Here is a 17210-nt window from a genome sequence, read left to right on the forward strand (position 1 = left end):
TGCTCCAGGGTGGAAGCCCGACCAATGCGGGGATTGGCCGGGAAGACGATCAACGGCTGGCGAAATACATGGTCACTTCGAAGCCGATACGCAAATCGGTAAACGCGGGTTTAGTCCACATGGGTCAAGCCTCTTCTTATGCCGGGCAATTCCGGTAGAGGCATTAATACACGGGGTGTGGCGGGACCGAATGCTACTTTGGAAGGAGGTTGCGGGGTGCGTTGGTAGGGGGTTGATGCGGGGTGTCAGGTAGGGCCTCTTCGCGGGCAAGCCCGCTCCCACAAGGACACTGAATATCCTGTGGGAGCGGGCTTGCCCGCGAATGGCTTGACGCTATTTGTGCTAGATCAGAAGAACCCCATCGGGTTGATGTCATAGCTGACCAGCAGGTTTTTGGTCTGCTGGTAGTGGTCGAGCATCATCTTGTGGTTCTCGCGGCCGACGCCGGACTTTTTGTAGCCACCGAACGCGGCATGGGCCGGGTACAGGTGGTAGCAGTTTGTCCACACGCGCCCGGCCTTGATCGCCCGACCCATGCGGTAGGCACGGTTGATGTCGCGGGTCCAGAGACCGGCACCGAGGCCGAACTCGCTGTCGTTGGCAATTGCCAGAGCTTCAGCTTCGTCCTTGAAGGTGGTCACGCCGACCACCGGACCGAAGATTTCTTCCTGGAACACGCGCATCTTGTTGTGGCCCTTGAGCAGGGTCGGCTGGATGTAGTAACCCGTGGACAGGTCGCCCTCAAGCCGCTCCGCAGCACCACCGGTGAGCAGTTCAGCGCCCTCTTCCTGGGCGATTTTCAGGTAGGAGAGGATCTTGTCGTATTGCTGCTCGGACGCCTGGGCGCCGACCATGGTTTCGGTGTCCAGCGGGTTGCCGCGTTTGATCTTGACGATCTTCTGCATCACCACTTTCATGAAGTCGTCGTAAATCGACTCCTGTACCAGTGCCCGCGACGGGCAGGTGCAGACTTCGCCCTGGTTGAAGAACGCCAGCACCAGACCTTCGGCAGCCTTTTCGATGAACGCAGGCTCGGCCTGCATGATGTCTTCGAAGAAGATGTTCGGCGATTTTCCGCCCAGCTCAACGGTCGACGGAATGATGTTTTCAGCCGCACATTTCATGATGTGCGCGCCGATCGGGGTGGAACCGGTGAACGCGATCTTGGCGATGCGCTTGCTGGTCGCCAGGGCCTCACCGGCTTCGCGACCGAAGCCCTGGACGATGTTCAATACACCGGCTGGCAGCAAATCAGCGATCAGCTCGGCGAAGACCATGATCGACAGCGGCGTCTGCTCGGCGGGCTTGAGCACTACACAGTTGCCGGCGGCCAGCGCCGGGGCGAGTTTCCAGGCGGCCATCAGCAGCGGGAAGTTCCACGGAATGATCTGTCCGACCACGCCCAGCGGTTCGTGGAAGTGATAGGCGGTGGTCAGTTCGTTGATTTCGGCGGCGCCGCCTTCCTGAGCACGAATGCAGCCAGCGAAATAACGGAAATGGTCGGCGGCCAGCGGCACGTCGGCGTTCAGGGTTTCGCGTACGGCCTTGCCGTTGTCCCAGGTTTCGCTGACCGCGAGGATTTCCAGATTCTGCTCGATGCGGTCGGCGATTTTCAGCAGCACCCGCGAGCGGTCCTGGGCCGAGGTCTTGCCCCAGGCATCGGCTGCGGCATGGGCGGCATCCAGCGCCTGCTCGATGTCGGCGGCGCTGGAGCGAGGAAATTCGGCAATCACTTCACCCGTCACCGGCGAGGTGTTGGTGAAGTACTCGCCATTGACCGGTGCGACGAACTCACCGCCGATGAAGTTGCCGTAACGCGGTTTGAAAGACACGACGGCGCCTGGTGTTCCGGGTTGAGCGTAAATCATGGTGGGCCTCTGTTTGGGTCGGTGCCTGTCGGGTGGACAGGCGATGAACCGATGGTAGAGAGCCCCGCGTGCCAGACGAATGCGCCGTTGGCAGGGGGATTCTCGTTATTTGGTCGTAGATTTCTGCTGACGATGAAGATGCTCTTGTGGGAGCGGGCTTTTGTGGCGAGGGAGCTTGCTCCCGCTGGAGCGCGAAGCGCTCCCAAAACCAGACGCTGCGGTTCGTCAGTTGGACCGCATTTGCCGATTTTTACGACTGCTTCGCAGCCGAGCGGGAGCAAGCTCCCTCGCCACAGGTTAGGAGTCGCCTATCTCAATGCTTGGCCACTAAATCCTTCGGCAATTTGAAGGTCCAGAGCATGCCGCCCTGGTTGAAATCCTTGATGCGTTTGGCCACTTCGCCGCCCCACAGCGGTACGGCACCGCCCCAGCCGGAAAGCACCGAGACGTACTGTTCGCCGTCCATTTCCCAGGTGATAGGCGAGCCGAGCACGCCGGAGCCGGTCTGGAATTCCCAGACTTTCTCACCAGTTTTGGCATTGAACGCTTGCAGGAAACCTTCCGGCGTACCGGTGAAGACCAGGTTGCCTTTGGTGGTCAGCACCCCGCCCCAGAGCGGCGCGAAGTTCTTGTGGCGCCAGACTTCCTTGCCGGTTTTCGGGTCGATGGCGCGCAGGACGCCGATGTAGTCTTCGTTCAGCGGCTTGATGGTGAAACCGGCTCCAAGGAACGCCGCGCCCTTCTTGTAGGCGATGCCTTCGTTCCAGATGTCCATGCCCCATTCGTTGGACGGAACATAGAACAGACCGGTGTCCTGGCTGTAGGCCATGGGCATCCAGTTCTTCGCACCGAGAAACGCCGGCGCGACGAACACCGAGCTGCCCTTGGCTTCGCTGCCCGGCGCACCCGGACGGCTGGCTTCGTTGTAGATAGGCCGACCCTCTTTGTCCAGGCCGCTGGCCCAGGTGATCTTGTCGACGAACGGGAAGCCGCGGATGAACTTGCCGTTGGTGCGATCGAGCACGTAGAAGAAACCATTACGGTCGGCGGTGGCTGCGGCCTTGATCTCTTTGCCGTCCTTGTCCTTGTAGTTGAAGGACACCAACTCGTTGACGCCGTCATAATCCCAGCCGTCGTGCGGGGTGCTCTGAAAGTGCCATTTGATGGTGCCATCGTCCGGGTTCAGCGCCAGACGCGACGAGGAGTAGAGGTTGTCGCCCGGGCGCAGGTGCGAGTTCCACGGCGCCGGGTTGCCAGTGCCGAACAGCAGCAGATTGGTTTCCGGGTCGTAGTAACCGCCAAGCCACGGTGCGGCACCGCCGGTTTTCCACAGATCGCCCGGCCAGGTCTTGCCGGCTTCACCGCCGGAAATGCCGTTCTCGAGCGCCTTGCCGTCCTTGTAGACGAAGCCCATGTGGCCTTCCACGGTCGGCCGGGTCCACAGCAAGGCACCGTTTTTCGGGTCATAGGCTTCGATCTTGCCGACCACCCCGAACTCACCGCCGGCCACCCCGGTGATCAGTTTGCCGTTGATCACCAGCGGCGCGGCGCTGATGGAATAGCCTTCCTTGTGGTCGGCGACTTTCTTGCTCCAGACCACCTTGCCGGTGTCCTTGTTCAGGGCCACCAGCTTCGCATCGAGGGTGCCGAAAATCACCAGATCGCCATACAGCGCAACGCCGCGGTTGATCACGTCGCAGCAGGGACGGATGTCATCGGGCAGGCGCGCATCGTATTGCCAGAGCTTCTTGCCGGTGCGTGCATCCACGGCGAACACCCGTGAATAGGAACCGGTCATGTACATCACGCCGTCCTTGATCATCGGCTGCGCCTGCTGACCGCGTTGTTTCTCGCCGCCAAAAGAGAAGGCCCAGACCGGACGCAGCTGTTTCACGTTGTCGACGTTGAGGGTATCCAGCGGGCTGTAGCGCTGGCCCTGAACACCAAGGCCGTTGGTGACGACCTGCTGCGGATTTTTCGGATCCTGGAGGATGTCTTGATCGGTGACTGCGGCAAGTGCCGAGCCGGACAACAACATAGCGCTGAGCAGCACGCTCAAGGCGAAGGATTGGCGACGTGCGGGTTGGGTCATGACGGCTACCTCTGCGGTTATTGTTATACCCGGGAAACTTTCCCGGTCTGGTGCAGATTCTTGGTCCGTGAGGCCCCGGCGACAATTAGCCGCAGTACTGAGTTTTCTAGTTCCTTGGTACAAGGGCCTGGATTAGAAGGTTGCCCCAGGACCATTGTGGCGAGGGAGCTTGCTCCCGCTCGGCTGCGAAGCAGTCGTAAAATCGGCGAATGCGGTCCCACTGATAAACCGCAGCGTCTGGTTTTGGGAGCGCTTCGCGCTCCAGCGGGAGCAAGCTCCCTCGCCACAATGGTGCTCAGTTGCGGTTATCTGAAGCCATCCGCTTTAACCGCCGTGCTCCTACTGATACATCTCTGGCACTTCCCAGCGCAGACCGTACCCGGTATAGATCGCCTCGAGCGTGCCGTCGCGAATCAGTCCTTCCAGCGCTTCTTCCACGGCATAGGCCAACTGGCGATTGCTTTCATGCACCGCCATGCCGATTTCCCAGAGCTGTTTGCCCATGTTCGGATAGGCGTTTTGCGCCAGTGCCAGTTGCGAATCGTTGGCCTCATGGACTTGCCAGTCGATCTCGCCGCGCATCGCCATCACCGCATCCACCTCACCGGCTTTCATCGCGGCAAAGGCTTGCGGCACGCCGGGGTAATGGCGGGTCCTGTTGCGGAGCATGCCGTTGAACACCGAGCTCAGGTAGAACGACGGCACGCTGTCGACTTCGACACCGATCGGATGGTGTTCAAACACCGCGACGCTGCCCACCGAGTCGAGTCGACGGCGGTCATAGGCGACCTGCCAGGACTCGTTCTGGTAAGGGCCGAACATCACCACATGGCCGTTCTCCAGCTCGCCGAGTTCATTGCGTTTTTGTGCATAGTCGCGGTCGTAAGGCACGCGCATCATCAGGTCGGCCAGCTGCTGGTTGCGCAGCTGGTTGCCGCGCCAGATGTAGTCGCGCAGATCGTCGTCGAGCTTCTCGCCTGCCGGCGCCCAAACCAGCTCCAGACGCACCCCGAGGGCTTTGGCCAACGCTTTTGCCAGATCGACATCGACGCCCCGCGGCTGGCCGCCGTCTTCGAAGCTGTAGGGCGCAAAATCCTTGTAGATCGCGACCTTCAGCTCGCCCGCGGCGATCATCTCATCGTAAGTGCGGATCTGCGCCTGCACCGTCTGACAGCACAGCAGCAGAGCGGTAAACACCACAGCGAGCAGGCGCATGGGTCACTCCTCCAGGTGCACGCTGTCCAGGTAGGTGCGCACTGCCCACAAGGCTTCCTGACTCAAGTAGTCGGCCATTTTCGGCATGTAGACGCGACCGTCACGCACCGCGCCATGGCGTACGCGCTCGACGAACCACTCGTCGCCGGCTTCGCCGACATCGAGCATGCGCAGATCCGGGGCGATCCCGCCGGACTTGGCTTCCAGGCCATGGCAGGCCGCACAGTTCTGGTTAAAGGCCGAGGAACCGATTTCGACGGCCTTGTCTTTTTCCGGGGAATTGCGATAGGGGTTTACCGCGGCCCAGCCATCACCATCGAGCTGTACTCCGGCGTCCTTGATCGGGGTCAAACCTTTGGTTTCCACGGTTTGCGGCACCACATTGCCGTGGGCCAGTACTGAACCGCTAGTGATCAGACCAGCCAGCAGTCCGGCGACGAGTATGGCGTTGCGTTTTGTTGTCATTGTTATGCCCTCAAGATTGCACGCAAAACCTCTCTGCAGAGGCTATGCCGTCATATTAAGAACAGCGATCTGTAAGCCGTATGCTGCTTTGGTGGCCGCCCTCTAGTCCTTTGGGTGTAGGGCTTGTGGCGCTTGCCTACCGGGAAATATTCCCGGCACTACTACCTTGGTACCGGCTTACTGGTACTTTCTGCATATTTCCCCGCACCCCGTCACTTCCTATGCTGGCGCTACCTGTAGTGGAGTGCCCTATGCGCCAGCTTGTCAGTTACGCCTTGTTCTATCTGCTGGCGATTGGCTGCGGCGCATTGCTGGCGACCCAAAGCCAGGCAGCGGACGCCGGATTACAGATCCGCATCGGTTATCTGGGCTATCGGCCCGACCCAGGTCCGTTGTTGTCGAACATCATTCCCGAGCCGACCGACGCCGGGCTGCGCGGTGCGCAACTGGCGATTACCGATAGCAACAGCACCGGGCGCTTTCTCAACCAGAGCTACAGCCTGATCGGGAGCAATGTCGACAGCCCCGAAGCCTTGCTCGAGGCGGCCAAAGTCCAACACGACCAGGGCCTGCGACTGTTCGTGGTGAATGCGCCGGGCGATAGCTTGCGCCAGCTCAGCGCCGCCCTGCCCGACAGCTTGCTGTTCAATGCCGGCAGTGCAGACGACAGCCTGCGCAGCAGCGACTGCCTGGCGAACGTGCTGCACAGTTTGCCGAGCCGGGCGATGCTCGCCGATGCCCTGGCGCAGTTTCTGGTGCTGCGCAAATGGCAGCGAGCGCTGTTGATCGCAGGCCCGACGCCAGACGATCAGGCCTATGCCGCCGCCCTGCACCGTGCGGCGAAACGTTTCGGTTTGCAGATCGTCGCGCAAAAGCCCTGGTCCTTTGATAACGACCAGCGCCACAGCGCCCAGGCCGACATGCCGCTGTTCACCCAGACGGCTGAGTACGACGTAGTGCTGGTGGCCGATGAGCGCGGCGACTTTGGCGAGTACGTGCCCTACCAGACCTGGTATCCGCGCCCGGTCGCCGGCACTCAGGGCCTGACCCCGACCGGCTGGCACAAGACCGTGGAAACCTACGGCGCCGCGCAATTGCAAAAGCGCTTCGAAGCCATGGCTGGACGCTGGATGAACGATCGCGATTTCGCCGCCTGGATCGCCGTGCGCAGCGTTGCCAGTGCGGTGAGCAAATTGCGTCAGAGCGATGCCCAGGCCATCCGCCAACTCGCGCTGAGCGATCAGTTGCCACTGGATGGCTTCAAGGGCCGCAAGCTCAGCTATCGCTCGTGGAACGGCCAGTTACGCCAGCCGATCCCCATCGTTCAGCCACGGGCACTGGTCAGCACTTCACCACAAGAGGGTTTCCTGCACCCATCCAACGAAATGGACAGTCTGGGCTACGACAAGCCCGAAGTGACTTGCCGCTATCCCTGATTCCAACAACGATAAAAAAAGGAACCTGCCATGCGCCGCACCCTGCTTGCATCCGCCTTACTGCTCGCCACCGCGCCCGCGCTGGCGAGCACCGCCTGGGTTTCCAATGAAAAGGACAACAGCCTGAGCCTGATCGACCTGCAGACCCTGCAAGTCACCGACACCCTGGCGGTCGGCCAGCGCCCACGGGGTTTGCTGTTGTCCCATGACCGCAAGCTGTTGTACATCTGTGCCAGCGACTCGGACCGGGTCCAGGTGATGGACGTCGCCACCCGCCAAATCATCAAGGAACTGCCCTCCGGCAAAGACCCCGAGCAATTCGCCCTGCACCCCAATAACCGTTGGCTGTACGTGTCCAACGAGGACGATGCGCTGGTCACGGTGATCGACACCGAAACCTCCAAAGTCCTGGCTCAGGTAAACGTCGGCGTCGAGCCGGAAGGCATGGCGGTCAGCCCTGACGGAAAGTGGGCGGTGAACACCAGCGAAACCACCAACATGCTGCACTGGATCGACACCAGTACCCAGACCCTGGCCGACAGCACCCTGGTGGATCAGCGGCCGCGTTTTGTCGAGTTCAGCCAGGATGGCTCGCAGCTCTGGGCCTCGGCCGAGATCGGTGGCACGGTGACCATTCTCGACGTTGCCAGCCGGCAGGTCCTCAAGACGCTGAAATTCCAGATCAAGGGCGTGCACCCGGACAAGGTCCAGCCGGTCGGGGTCAAACTCAGCGCCGACGGTAAGTACGCGTTCGTCGCCCTCGGCCCGGCCAATCATGTCGCGGTGATCGACGCCAGGACCTTCGAGATCCTCGACTACCTGCTGGTGGGTCGCCGGGTCTGGCAGATGGCGTTTACCCCGGATCAGAGTCAGTTGCTGGCCACCAATGGCGTCAGCGGCGATGTGTCGGTGATCGATGTGAACAACCTCAAGGTCATCAAGTCGGTCAAGGTCGGCCGTTATCCATGGGGCGTGGTGGTCACCCCATGAACGCCCTGGAAGTGACTGACCTCAGCTTCGCCTACGGCCCCCGTGAAGCGCTGCAACACGTGACGTTCAGTCTGCTGCCCGGGCGTTTCGCCGCGTTACTGGGGCCAAACGGTGCCGGTAAGTCGACCTTGATCGCGTTGCTGACACGCCTGTATGACCTGCAGCACGGCGACATCCGGGTCGGCGGTCAGTCCCTGCGCAGCGCCCCGCGTCCGGCCTTGCGTCAATTGGGCGTGGTGTTTCAACAGAGCACACTGGATCTGGATTTGAGTGTCGAACAGAACCTGCGCTATCACGCCGCATTGCATGGGTTGTCCCGGCGTCAGACCCATGCGCGGGTCGAAGCCGAACTGGCGCGCCAGGCACTGACCGAACGGCGCCGTGAACGGGTTCGCGAGCTCAATGGCGGCCATCGCCGCCGCGTGGAAATTGCCCGGGCACTGCTGCATGAACCACGGCTGTTGCTGCTCGATGAAGCCAGCGTCGGTCTCGATCCTGCCAGCCGTCTGGCGCTTAACCGACACATGCGCAGCCTGTGCCAGGACCACGGCATCAGCGTGCTCTGGACCACCCATCTGCTGGACGAAGTGCAGGCCAGCGATGATCTGCTGATTCTGCATCAAGGCCGCCTGGTAGCCAGCGGGCAAGCCGATGCGTTGAGTCTCGAACACGGCGGCGATCTGACCTCGGCGTTCCAGCGCCTCACCACTCCAGGAGTCGCGGCTCGATGAACGCTTATTGGCAGTGTTTGCGCGGTATCGTCCTGCGCGAATGGTTGCGGTTTATCCTGCAGCGCACGCGTTTTCTCAGTGCGCTGGTGCGGCCATTGCTGTGGTTGCTGGTGTTCGCCGCGGGTTTCCGGGCGGCGCTGGGCATCGCCATCATCGAACCCTATGACACCTACATTCCCTACGAGGTCTACATCATCCCGGGGCTGGCCTGCATGATCCTGTTGTTCAACGGCATGCAAGGGTCGCTGTCGATGGTCTATGACCGGGAAATGGGCAGCATGCGGGTGCTGCTGACCAGCCCCCTGCCCCGGGCCTTTCTGTTGAGCAGCAAATTGCTGGCGACCTCATTGATCTCGCTGCTGCAGGTCTATGCCTTTCTCGCCATCGCCTGGGTCTACGGCGTACAACCGCCGGCCTTCGGTCTGATCGCGGCACTGCCGGCATTACTGCTGGTGGCGTTGATGCTCAGTGCGCTGGGGTTGTTGCTGTCCAATGCGATTCGGCAACTGGAGAACTTCGCCGGGGTGATGAACTTCGTGATCTTCCCGCTGTTTTTCCTGTCTTCGGCGCTGTATCCACTGTGGAAAATGCGCGAAGCCAGCGAATGGTTGTATTGGCTTTGTGCCCTCAGCCCGTTCACCCATGCGGTGGAATTGGTGCGTTTTGCCTTGTATGAGCGCTTCAACCTGCTGGCTTTGGTGGTGTGCCTGGGCTTGACCCTGTTGTTTTCGCTGCTGGCGGTGCTGACCTTCAATCCGCAGCATGCGGCGGTGCGGCGGGTTGGGTGAACGGGTACACACCTGATCTCAGGTGTGTACCCATATCCTGTGGGAGCGAGCCTGCTCGCGAAAGCGATTGCAGCCCAACATATCTATCGCCTGAGATGACGTCTTCGCGAGCAGGCTCGCTCCCACAAGGTTCGATGTCGGCCTTGCGACCTCGAAACTACTACTTTAGTACTGGTTTTCCTGTCTATCGTCGCATTCACAAAGCATCAACACTGGCATGTAATGGGTTTATAACAGGAAGAACCAAACCCTATGCTGCGCGCTCCCGCCACACCATAATCAAAATAACGAGGTGAAAGGCCATGTACAAGATTCTGATTGCCGATGATCACCCACTGTTTCGTGAAGCCATTCATAACGTCATCAGCGACGGTTTCCCTGGCAGTGAAGTGATGGAAACCGCCGACCTGGACAGCGCCCTGGAGCTGACACAGCAGCATGACGATCTGGACCTGATCCTGCTCGATCTGAATATGCCCGGCATGCACGGCCTCAACGGCCTGATCAATCTGCGCAACGAGGCTCCGACCATTCCGGTGGTGATCGTCTCCGCCGAACAGGACAAACAAGTCGTGCTGCAAGCCATCACCTATGGTGCGGTGGGTTTCATCACCAAATCCTCACCTCGCGCACAGATGACCGAGGCCATCCAGCAGATTCTGAACGGCAACGTCTACCTGCCTTCAGACATCATCCGCACGCAAAAAACCGGCACTCGGCGCAGCATGAACGACACACCGAACTTCCCGCCGGAGTTGCTCCAGGCCCTGACCCGCAAACAGCTGTTGGTGCTGGAACGGATGACCAAAGGTGAGTCGAACAAACAGATCGCCTACACCCTGGAAATCGCCGAAACCACGGTCAAGGCCCATGTCTCGGCGATTTTGCGCAAACTCAATGTGCACAATCGGGTGCAGGCGATTCTTAGTGCCGGGGATATTGATTTTGCGGCGTATTTGCGGCGGTGACATTTCATTCAAGGTCTGTGATAACCCTGTGGGAGCGGGCTTGCCCGCGAAGCTTTTAGCGCCCTCGAGGGCCTATTCGCGGGCAAGCCCGCTCCCACACAAGCCAGTTCCTGCAGGTTATGCGGCCTTTCTCACGGCCGCCCCAACAGATGACTAATCGCCATCTTCAGCTTCATCGGCCGTACCGGTTTGTGCATCAGGGTATGGCCCAGCTCGCGCATTTGCTGCTTCAGTTCATTGCTGTAGTTGGCGGTGATCATCAGGGCCGGCAAGGGTGACGCCCGTCGGGCATTGATCAGCGCCACGGCGTCGACACCGTTCTTGCCGTGATCCAGGTGGTAGTCGGCGATCAGCAGTTCGGCCTCGGCGTGGTAATTGTCCACCTGACGCGCCAGGTCCTCTTCCGACAGTGCCGTCACCACCTGACAGCCCCAGCTTTCCAGCAGCGTGCGCATTCCGGCGCAAATCGCCGCGTCGTTGTCCAGCACCCAGATTCGTGCCCCGCGCAAACGTTCGAGCATTGGCTCGCTCATGGGCAATTGCGCCACTGTCTTCGGCGCGCTGTTGGTCAGCGGCACCTCGATGGCAAACATCGAGCCCTTGCCCGGCCAGGACCGCACGCTGATCCGGTGCCCGAGAATGCCGGCGATTTTTTCGACAATCGCTAAGCCCAGCCCCAGACCCCGATCCTGATTCGGCCGCTGCACGTCGCCGCGTTTGAACTCCTGAAAAATCTCTTCCAGCTTGTTTTCAGCGATGCCCATGCCGCTGTCCCAGACCTCGATGGACAACCGCTGACGATGTCGGCGACAGCCCAGCACCACACGGCCGCTGCTGGTGTAACGAATGGCGTTGCTCAACAGGTTGCGCAAAATCCGCGCAAGTAGCTGGATATCGCTGCGCACCAGCGCCGAACAGGCCACGAAGTGCAGTTGCAGACCTTCGCTGCGGGCCACCTGGGCATACTCGGTCGCGAGGTTTTCCAGCAGCTCGCTGAGGGCAAAGGGTGCGATATCGGCCTTGATGACCCCGGCGTCGAGTTTGGAAATGTCCACCAGGGTACCCAGCAGGTTCTCCACGTCTTCCAGCGAGTTGCTGACGTTGCGCACCAGGATCGCGTTGGCCACCGGCTCACGGCGTTCGAGCAGCGCGCTGGTGAACAGCCGCGCGGCATTGAGCGGTTGCAGCAGGTCGTGACTGACCGCGGCGAGAAATTTGGTTTTCGACAGGTTGGCCTGTTCCGCCTCCAGTTTGGCCTCGCGCAAACGCGATTCGACGCGACTGCGCTCATCGATCTCGCGCAGCAATTGATCGTTGAGGGTGGTCAGCTCGGCGGTGCGTTCACGAACCCGCACTTCAAGATTCTGATAAGCCTGATGCAACGCCTCGGCGGTGCGGCGACGCTCGGTGATGTCGCGGATCAACACAAAGATCCCCACCACTTCGCCCGTCGCCAGGCGGTTCGGCACATAGGAGCGCAGCATGTAGCGTTCCTGATTGTTGATGTTGGTTTCCGGGAACTCGAAGGTCACGCTCTCCCCGGCCAGCGCCCGCGCCACATAGGATTCCAGACGCCGGTAATGCTCTTCGCTGTGGACCTCGCGCAGGCTCTGGCCGAGCATCACGCCGCGTGGCCAGCAGTACCACTCTTCATACACTTTGTTGGTGAATTCGTAGACCAGATCGGCATTCAGGTAGGCGATCAACGCTGGCACATGGTCGGTGATCAGGCGAATCCAGCGTTCGCTCTCGCTGAGGGCTTCGGCATGCTGATAACGCTCGGTGATGTCGGTAAAGGTGTTGACGAAACCGCCGGTCGGCAACGGATGCGTACGAATTTCCAGCACCCGCCCGTCGTAGAGCCGCTGCTCACATTCATGGACCACTCGCCCGTTGGTATCGCGGCTGGCCGGCGTCAGCAGACTCAACTCGCTGTCGCCGATCACCTCGGCGAACAGTCGATGGGCCGCCACCGGCGCCAGGCCGCTCAACTCGAGGAAACGGCGATTCCATAACTCCAGGATGCCGTCGGCGTTCACCATCGCTACACCCTGAGACAGGTTGTCGACCGCGCGCTGCAACAAATGGGACTTCTGCGCGACGGCCTGCTCGCGGCGCACGGTTTCGCTGAGTTTGACCTCGGTGATATCGGTGAAGAGGATCACCCGCCCGCCTTCCTGGGTCGGCCGTTCGCTGACCTGCAACCAGCGGCCGTTATGCAACCGGTAGAGCAGATGCTCATCGGCATGGCCGCGCGGCTCTTCGTTGAACAGGCCGGTGCCGGTCATCAAGCGTTTGACCTCGGTCAGGCGCATGCCGGCCATGATCCGCACCCGACTGTTGGCCCAAAACGCCTTGAAGCGGCTGTTGAACAGCACGATGCGCTGATCTTCATCGAACAGCACGAAGGCATCGGAAATGCTTTCGATCGCATCGATCAGGTGTCGATGAGCGGTTTCCGCCCGCAGCCGTGCTTCGCTGAGCAAATGATTGCCGGCCTTGAGTTCGGCCATGGCCTGATTCAGCGCATCGGTGCGCTCGCGGACCTGTTCGGCCAGTACCACCGAATGCTGAAACGCCGAATACGGATCGTTGCCACGGGTGCCTCCGGACTCGATCCGTTCGATCAGCGCGCCATTGATCCGTTGCAGCTTGCGGTTTTCGTGTTGTAAATGGGCGATCTGCTCTTTCAGCTCAGCGGCTGACGGGGGTCCGGTTTCGAGCGATGGCAACCCCGGTGAAGGTCTGGTTGATGTGCATGCCATTGAACTGTTCTCCGTAGGTGTTGAAACCCATCACCCGCTGCTCGCGCAGGAAGGCACCGATCTGCTCGAGGCTGCCGACGTCTTCGAGCTCCAGACGCCTGAGGAAACAGTCACAACCAATGGTTAGAAGTAGCGTGCCGAGCCGCGCCTCAAGGCCTTCGAACAGCGTCTGCAAGTTCGGCAATAACGGCCCGGGGGTCATGGCGGTGAGCACGATGCCGTTCTCCACCGCGCAATAGAAACTCAGGCTCAGGTCCGGATGAACCTGCTGGATCGCCCTGACGTAGTACTGATCGTTGATGCGCACCGCCAGAGGATGGGCAGCGAACACCCGATGATCGAGTTCGGCCACCGGTACGCCGATATGCCGGGCGTATTCCGCGGCGGCAGGCTCGGCATTGAGCTCGTAGACCCGCCGTGAAGGGCTGTCGGCGCGGGTGATCACCAATTTCTCTTCGCGCGGCAGAATGTGATGGGTGGTGAACACTTCGAAGTCCAGCCAGGTATTGACCAGCACCACCACCGCCGCGCCGCTATGGAACTCGCCGCCGAAATACACATGGGTGTGGGTCAGGTAGTTGTCATCGCCGGCCGAGCCGCCGAAATGCGGGATATCGCCGAGGGCCGCACTGAGTGCGGCGAGAACCATTTCTTCGCGGCTGGACAGGCCATCGAGCAAGGTCAGTGCGAAACTGTTGCCCTTGATCGGTGCCAGGGTGTTGCTGCGACAGTCGCCCACCAGACGTTCGACCATTTGCTGGGCGTCGATCAGGCTGAAATGCTCCATCTGATCGATCAGTTCGATGGCGATGGAAAAATGCCGGTGATCGAAACCCACCGCAGTGATGCAACCGCGACCGTAGCCGTTGGGGGTGATTTCCCCCGCGCTGGTGCAGCCCACCAGGCGAATGCCGCCAAAACTCTGCTGCAAGGCCGGGCCCAGGGCCTGCAAGTCGTACTCGGCGGAACAAAAGAACAGCACGAAGCCCAAGTGGGGATGCAACAGTTGCCGCGCCAGGTCCTGGGCGGCCTCTTGAGCATCGGTGGCCTGGGACATTGCACTGACGACGCCATCGGTCTGGCCCTGTTGCATGTTCGCCTCCCGCAGATGCGTGGTCTGAGGCATGAGTGTACGAAGCCAGCGGCGCGGGCCGTATGCTACTTGGGTAGCGGATAGCCGGTTCGATGGGATGAGGTGTGGGTGGCTGACGGTAGAATGACGATTAATTGTGGCGAGGGAGCTTGCTCCCGCTCGGCTGCGCAGCAGTCGTAAATCGGCTGATGCGTTCTACCTGATAAAATGCGGGTGCCGATTTTAGGGCCGCTTCGCGACCCAGCGGGAGCAAGCTCCCTCGCCACAGGTGTTGTGTGACGCTGGACTACCAGATCAGCCGCGCCGACAAGAGCGGATCCAACCCACGCCGCGATGCGCGCAGCGCGGGCCGATCCGGTTGGGTTACCAGGTCAACACGGCCCCGACGGCGAAGGTGTCGGTGTTTTCATTCTGGGCAACGGTGTCGTGGCCCTCGATTTCGAACTGGTTGTACTCGGCCACCAGTTTGAGGTTGTCATTGACGTCATGGAACAGCGCGACCCCGCGGGTTTCATAATCCGCACCGCTGCCGACCACGCCGTTACCGTCGTCCTTGGTCTTGCCATAGGACAGCGCCAGGCGGTTCTTGCCGAGTTTGTAGGAGCCCTGCAGCAGGTAGCCGTCGCTGTCGACTTCACGCAAGGTCGCTTCACCGGCGTTGTTGGTGAAGAACGGATTGATGCCCTTGGCCTGGAAGCCCGAGCCGGTCAGCGACAAGCCCCCCATCTTCGCCTGCACGCCGTAGCCGACGCCTTTGGAGGTGACCGACTGTACCGTGGAGTCGGTATTTTCCGAAGTCTGGTAGCTGCCGTTGAGCCAGCTGTAGATCTTCGCTCCAGCGACGTCGAACTGGTAGGTGATCTCGCTCTCGGTCCGCGGGTTTTCCTGATAGGCCTTGCCCAATGCGCTGTCGTCGTTGGTGTCCACCGGATCCATGATCCCCACCGCGACGCGCAAGCCATCCATGACCGGCGTGCGGTAGGTGATTTGCGAGGTCGGAAACGGGTACGGGTAGCCGGTGCCGATGTTGCCGAACGACACCCCGCCACCGTCCACCAGCCCCAGGGTGTCGCTGACCTGGCCATAACCGGCGAGCATCTCGTCGAGCAGGATGTTGGAACGGGCGAACAGACCGAAGTCCTTACCGATCAGCACCTCCCCCCAGCCAGGATTGGCGACTGTGCCGTAGAACTGCCGCACATCGATGGCGGTGTCGGTGCCGTTGGTTTCACTGTCGTTGATGGTCACCCAGAACGACGCCCGCGCGCCGAGCTTCAAGTCATCGACTTGTTTGCCCATGTTGAAACCCAGGTAATTGGGCAAGAAGCCCATCTTCACCCGCGCCTGCCGGCGGTCGAACTGCTCGCCCTCGCGGTCGACGTCACTGTTGACGTAGAAGGCATTGATGTAGCCATCGGTGGAGAACGTGGTCTGATCCTTGTCGTACAGCATGATTTCAGCCTTGGCCGGCGAACTCATGCCAAGGGCCGACAGGCTGGCAATCAAGGCTGGCAATCAAGGCTGGCAAGAAACAGTGCTGGAATTTCTTATTGTTGTGCATGGCGCGCTCCGCAACCGGGGGACGAGATGTCGGAGGCGATTATCGAAAGGCTGCGTACTGGCTCATATGCTGCCTTGGCGGCAATGGGCAGGTGCTTTGTATTGGGCGCGAGCGGCTCGGCAAATTCGGTGTACGACCGGGTTGCTATGGGGTGCGAGACTTAAGGCGTGCACGGGTTTGCCAATGGGATGATCGACTAGCCCGTCCGCTCCGTACATCTCCCGTAGCAGCTGGCGAAGCCTGCTGCTACGGGGAGTAGTGCGTTGCTTAATGCCAGTTATCTGTCAAATATTGACTTAATGCCAGAAAACATTCATCTTCTGCTCCAAGCGCTGAATAACAACAGGAAACAGCCTTGAGCCAGCCCATCAAACAACGTCTTGAAAGTAGTCTGTCGACCGCCGCCGCCTCGGGCCGGGCGATCGCCAGTTACATGCTGGCCAACCTCTACGAGTTGCCGTTCCAGACCTCGGCCGATATCGCCGCCAAGCTGGGGGTCAGCGAATCCTCCGTCGGGCGCTTCTGCCGCTCCATCGGTTACAGCCATTTCAAGGACCTGAAAAACGACCTGAAAACCGATCTGGGCGAAGGCCCATGGCTGGTCGGGGAGCGTTTGCAGGAGTTCCGCCAACAGGCCAGTCAGAGCCCGCAAGGCTTGCCGCGCAGCTTTGAACTGGAAGTCGGCGCGCTGGTGAAAGTCTACGAATACAGCCTGACCCCGGCCTGGCAAACCGTCAGCCAGCGCCTGGCCACGCGGCGCAAGGTATTTGTCGCCGGGTTCCAGACCGAACGCGGCATCGCCGCGGCCATGGTGCATCTGCTGCAGTACCTGCGCGATGGCGTGCAACTGGTGGACGGCGCCGCCGGGCATTACGCCGACGTGCTGCTGAGTAAACCTGAGGAGTGCGCACTGGTGGTGTTCGAAGCCCGGCGTTATTCCCGTCACGCCCTGACCCTGTGCCGCAAGGCCCGCGAAGCCGGGATCGCGGTGACCCTGGTCACCGACACCTTCTGTGACTGGGCCGAGCAGAACGCCAATGAGGTGTTCCGCGTGCCTACCGAGTTCAACCTGTTCTGGGAGTCCACGGCGGCCATGCTGTCGCTGGTGCACCTGCTGGTCAACGAGGTGTGCATACAGTTGGGCCCCGAAGTCGAAAGACGTCTTGAAGCAACCGCCGCATTACATAACGAGTTCGTTGGATACACATCCTCACCAGGACCAAAACAATAATCGAGGT

At 60.7% G+C, this 17210-nt stretch carries 14 protein-coding genes; 6 read left to right on the forward strand and 8 right to left on the reverse strand.

The genetic code is table 11. The features are described 5' to 3' along the window. Positions 1–49: 49 nt before the first annotated feature. The 5 genes from pqqA to pedF all read right to left on the reverse strand — a co-directional run bounded on the left by pqqA (position 50) and on the right by pedF (position 5640). A complete protein-coding gene (gene pqqA / locus AC3I0A_RS14570) occupies positions 50–121 on the reverse strand; it encodes a pyrroloquinoline quinone precursor peptide PqqA (RefSeq protein WP_010209364.1) in 72 nt (23 codons plus the stop codon). Between the two features lie 226 nt (positions 122–347). Next, a complete protein-coding gene (exaC, locus tag AC3I0A_RS14575; RefSeq protein WP_489372587.1) occupies positions 348–1868 on the reverse strand; it encodes an acetaldehyde dehydrogenase ExaC in 1521 nt (506 codons plus the stop codon). Between the two features lie 313 nt (positions 1869–2181). Next, a complete protein-coding gene (locus tag AC3I0A_RS14580; RefSeq protein WP_489372588.1) occupies positions 2182–3960 on the reverse strand; it encodes a PQQ-dependent methanol/ethanol family dehydrogenase in 1779 nt (592 codons plus the stop codon). A 339-nt stretch (positions 3961–4299) separates the two neighbouring features. Beyond that, complete coding sequence (locus AC3I0A_RS14585) at positions 4300–5175, reverse strand: substrate-binding periplasmic protein (RefSeq protein ID WP_489372590.1); 876 nt, start codon at positions 5173–5175, stop codon at positions 4300–4302. A gap of 3 nt (positions 5176–5178) precedes the next feature. Continuing rightward, entirely contained in the window at positions 5179–5640 is a 462-nt protein-coding gene (pedF, locus tag AC3I0A_RS14590) for a cytochrome c-550 PedF (RefSeq protein WP_489372591.1), read from the reverse strand. A 251-nt stretch (positions 5641–5891) separates the two neighbouring features. On the opposite strand from pedF, the gene AC3I0A_RS14595 reads away from it, so the two are divergent. The 5 genes from AC3I0A_RS14595 to AC3I0A_RS14615 all read left to right on the forward strand — a co-directional run bounded on the left by AC3I0A_RS14595 (position 5892) and on the right by AC3I0A_RS14615 (position 10553). After that, positions 5892–7076, forward strand: coding sequence for an ABC transporter substrate-binding protein (locus tag AC3I0A_RS14595; RefSeq protein ID WP_489372593.1), 1185 nt, complete (start codon positions 5892–5894; stop codon positions 7074–7076). 30 nt (positions 7077–7106) lie between these two features. Then, on the forward strand, positions 7107–8066 hold the full coding sequence (locus tag AC3I0A_RS14600) for a YVTN family beta-propeller repeat protein (RefSeq protein ID WP_489372595.1): 960 nt from the start codon (positions 7107–7109) through the stop codon (positions 8064–8066). Next, complete coding sequence (locus AC3I0A_RS14605; protein ID WP_489372597.1) at positions 8063–8797, forward strand: ABC transporter ATP-binding protein; 735 nt, start codon at positions 8063–8065, stop codon at positions 8795–8797. The genes AC3I0A_RS14600 and AC3I0A_RS14605 overlap by 4 nt, the downstream gene beginning before the upstream one ends. Then, the gene (locus AC3I0A_RS14610; protein ID WP_489372598.1) at positions 8794–9585 is read left to right on the forward strand and encodes an ABC transporter permease; all 792 of its coding nucleotides are present in this window, start codon (positions 8794–8796) and stop codon (positions 9583–9585) included. The genes AC3I0A_RS14605 and AC3I0A_RS14610 overlap by 4 nt, the downstream gene beginning before the upstream one ends. 302 nt (positions 9586–9887) lie before the next feature. Beyond that, complete coding sequence (locus AC3I0A_RS14615; RefSeq protein ID WP_489372599.1) at positions 9888–10553, forward strand: response regulator; 666 nt, start codon at positions 9888–9890, stop codon at positions 10551–10553. A 131-nt stretch (positions 10554–10684) separates the two neighbouring features. On the opposite strand, the gene nahK is transcribed toward AC3I0A_RS14615, so the two are convergent. From nahK to AC3I0A_RS14630, 3 genes are all read right to left on the reverse strand, one after another. Then, positions 10685–13318, reverse strand: coding sequence for a hybrid sensor histidine kinase/response regulator NahK/ErcS' (nahK, locus tag AC3I0A_RS14620; RefSeq protein WP_489372600.1), 2634 nt, complete (start codon positions 13316–13318; stop codon positions 10685–10687). Continuing rightward, positions 13248–14411, reverse strand: a complete 1164-nt coding sequence (nosP, locus tag AC3I0A_RS14625; RefSeq protein WP_489372601.1) for a nitric oxide-sensing protein NosP — start codon at positions 14409–14411, stop codon at positions 13248–13250. Before nosP ends, nahK begins: the two co-directional genes overlap by 71 nt. Positions 14412–14774: 363 nt before the next feature. Continuing rightward, a complete protein-coding gene (locus AC3I0A_RS14630; protein ID WP_489372602.1) occupies positions 14775–15926 on the reverse strand; it encodes a porin in 1152 nt (383 codons plus the stop codon). Positions 15927–16327: 401 nt separating this feature from the next. Here AC3I0A_RS14630 and AC3I0A_RS14635 point away from each other — a divergent pair, with 401 nt between their 5' ends. Further along, a complete protein-coding gene (locus AC3I0A_RS14635) occupies positions 16328–17203 on the forward strand; it encodes a MurR/RpiR family transcriptional regulator (RefSeq protein ID WP_489372604.1) in 876 nt (291 codons plus the stop codon). The last annotated feature ends 7 nt before the right edge of the window (positions 17204–17210 follow it).

The sequence above is a fragment of the Pseudomonas sp. KH_024_B2 genome (genome assembly GCF_057839965.1).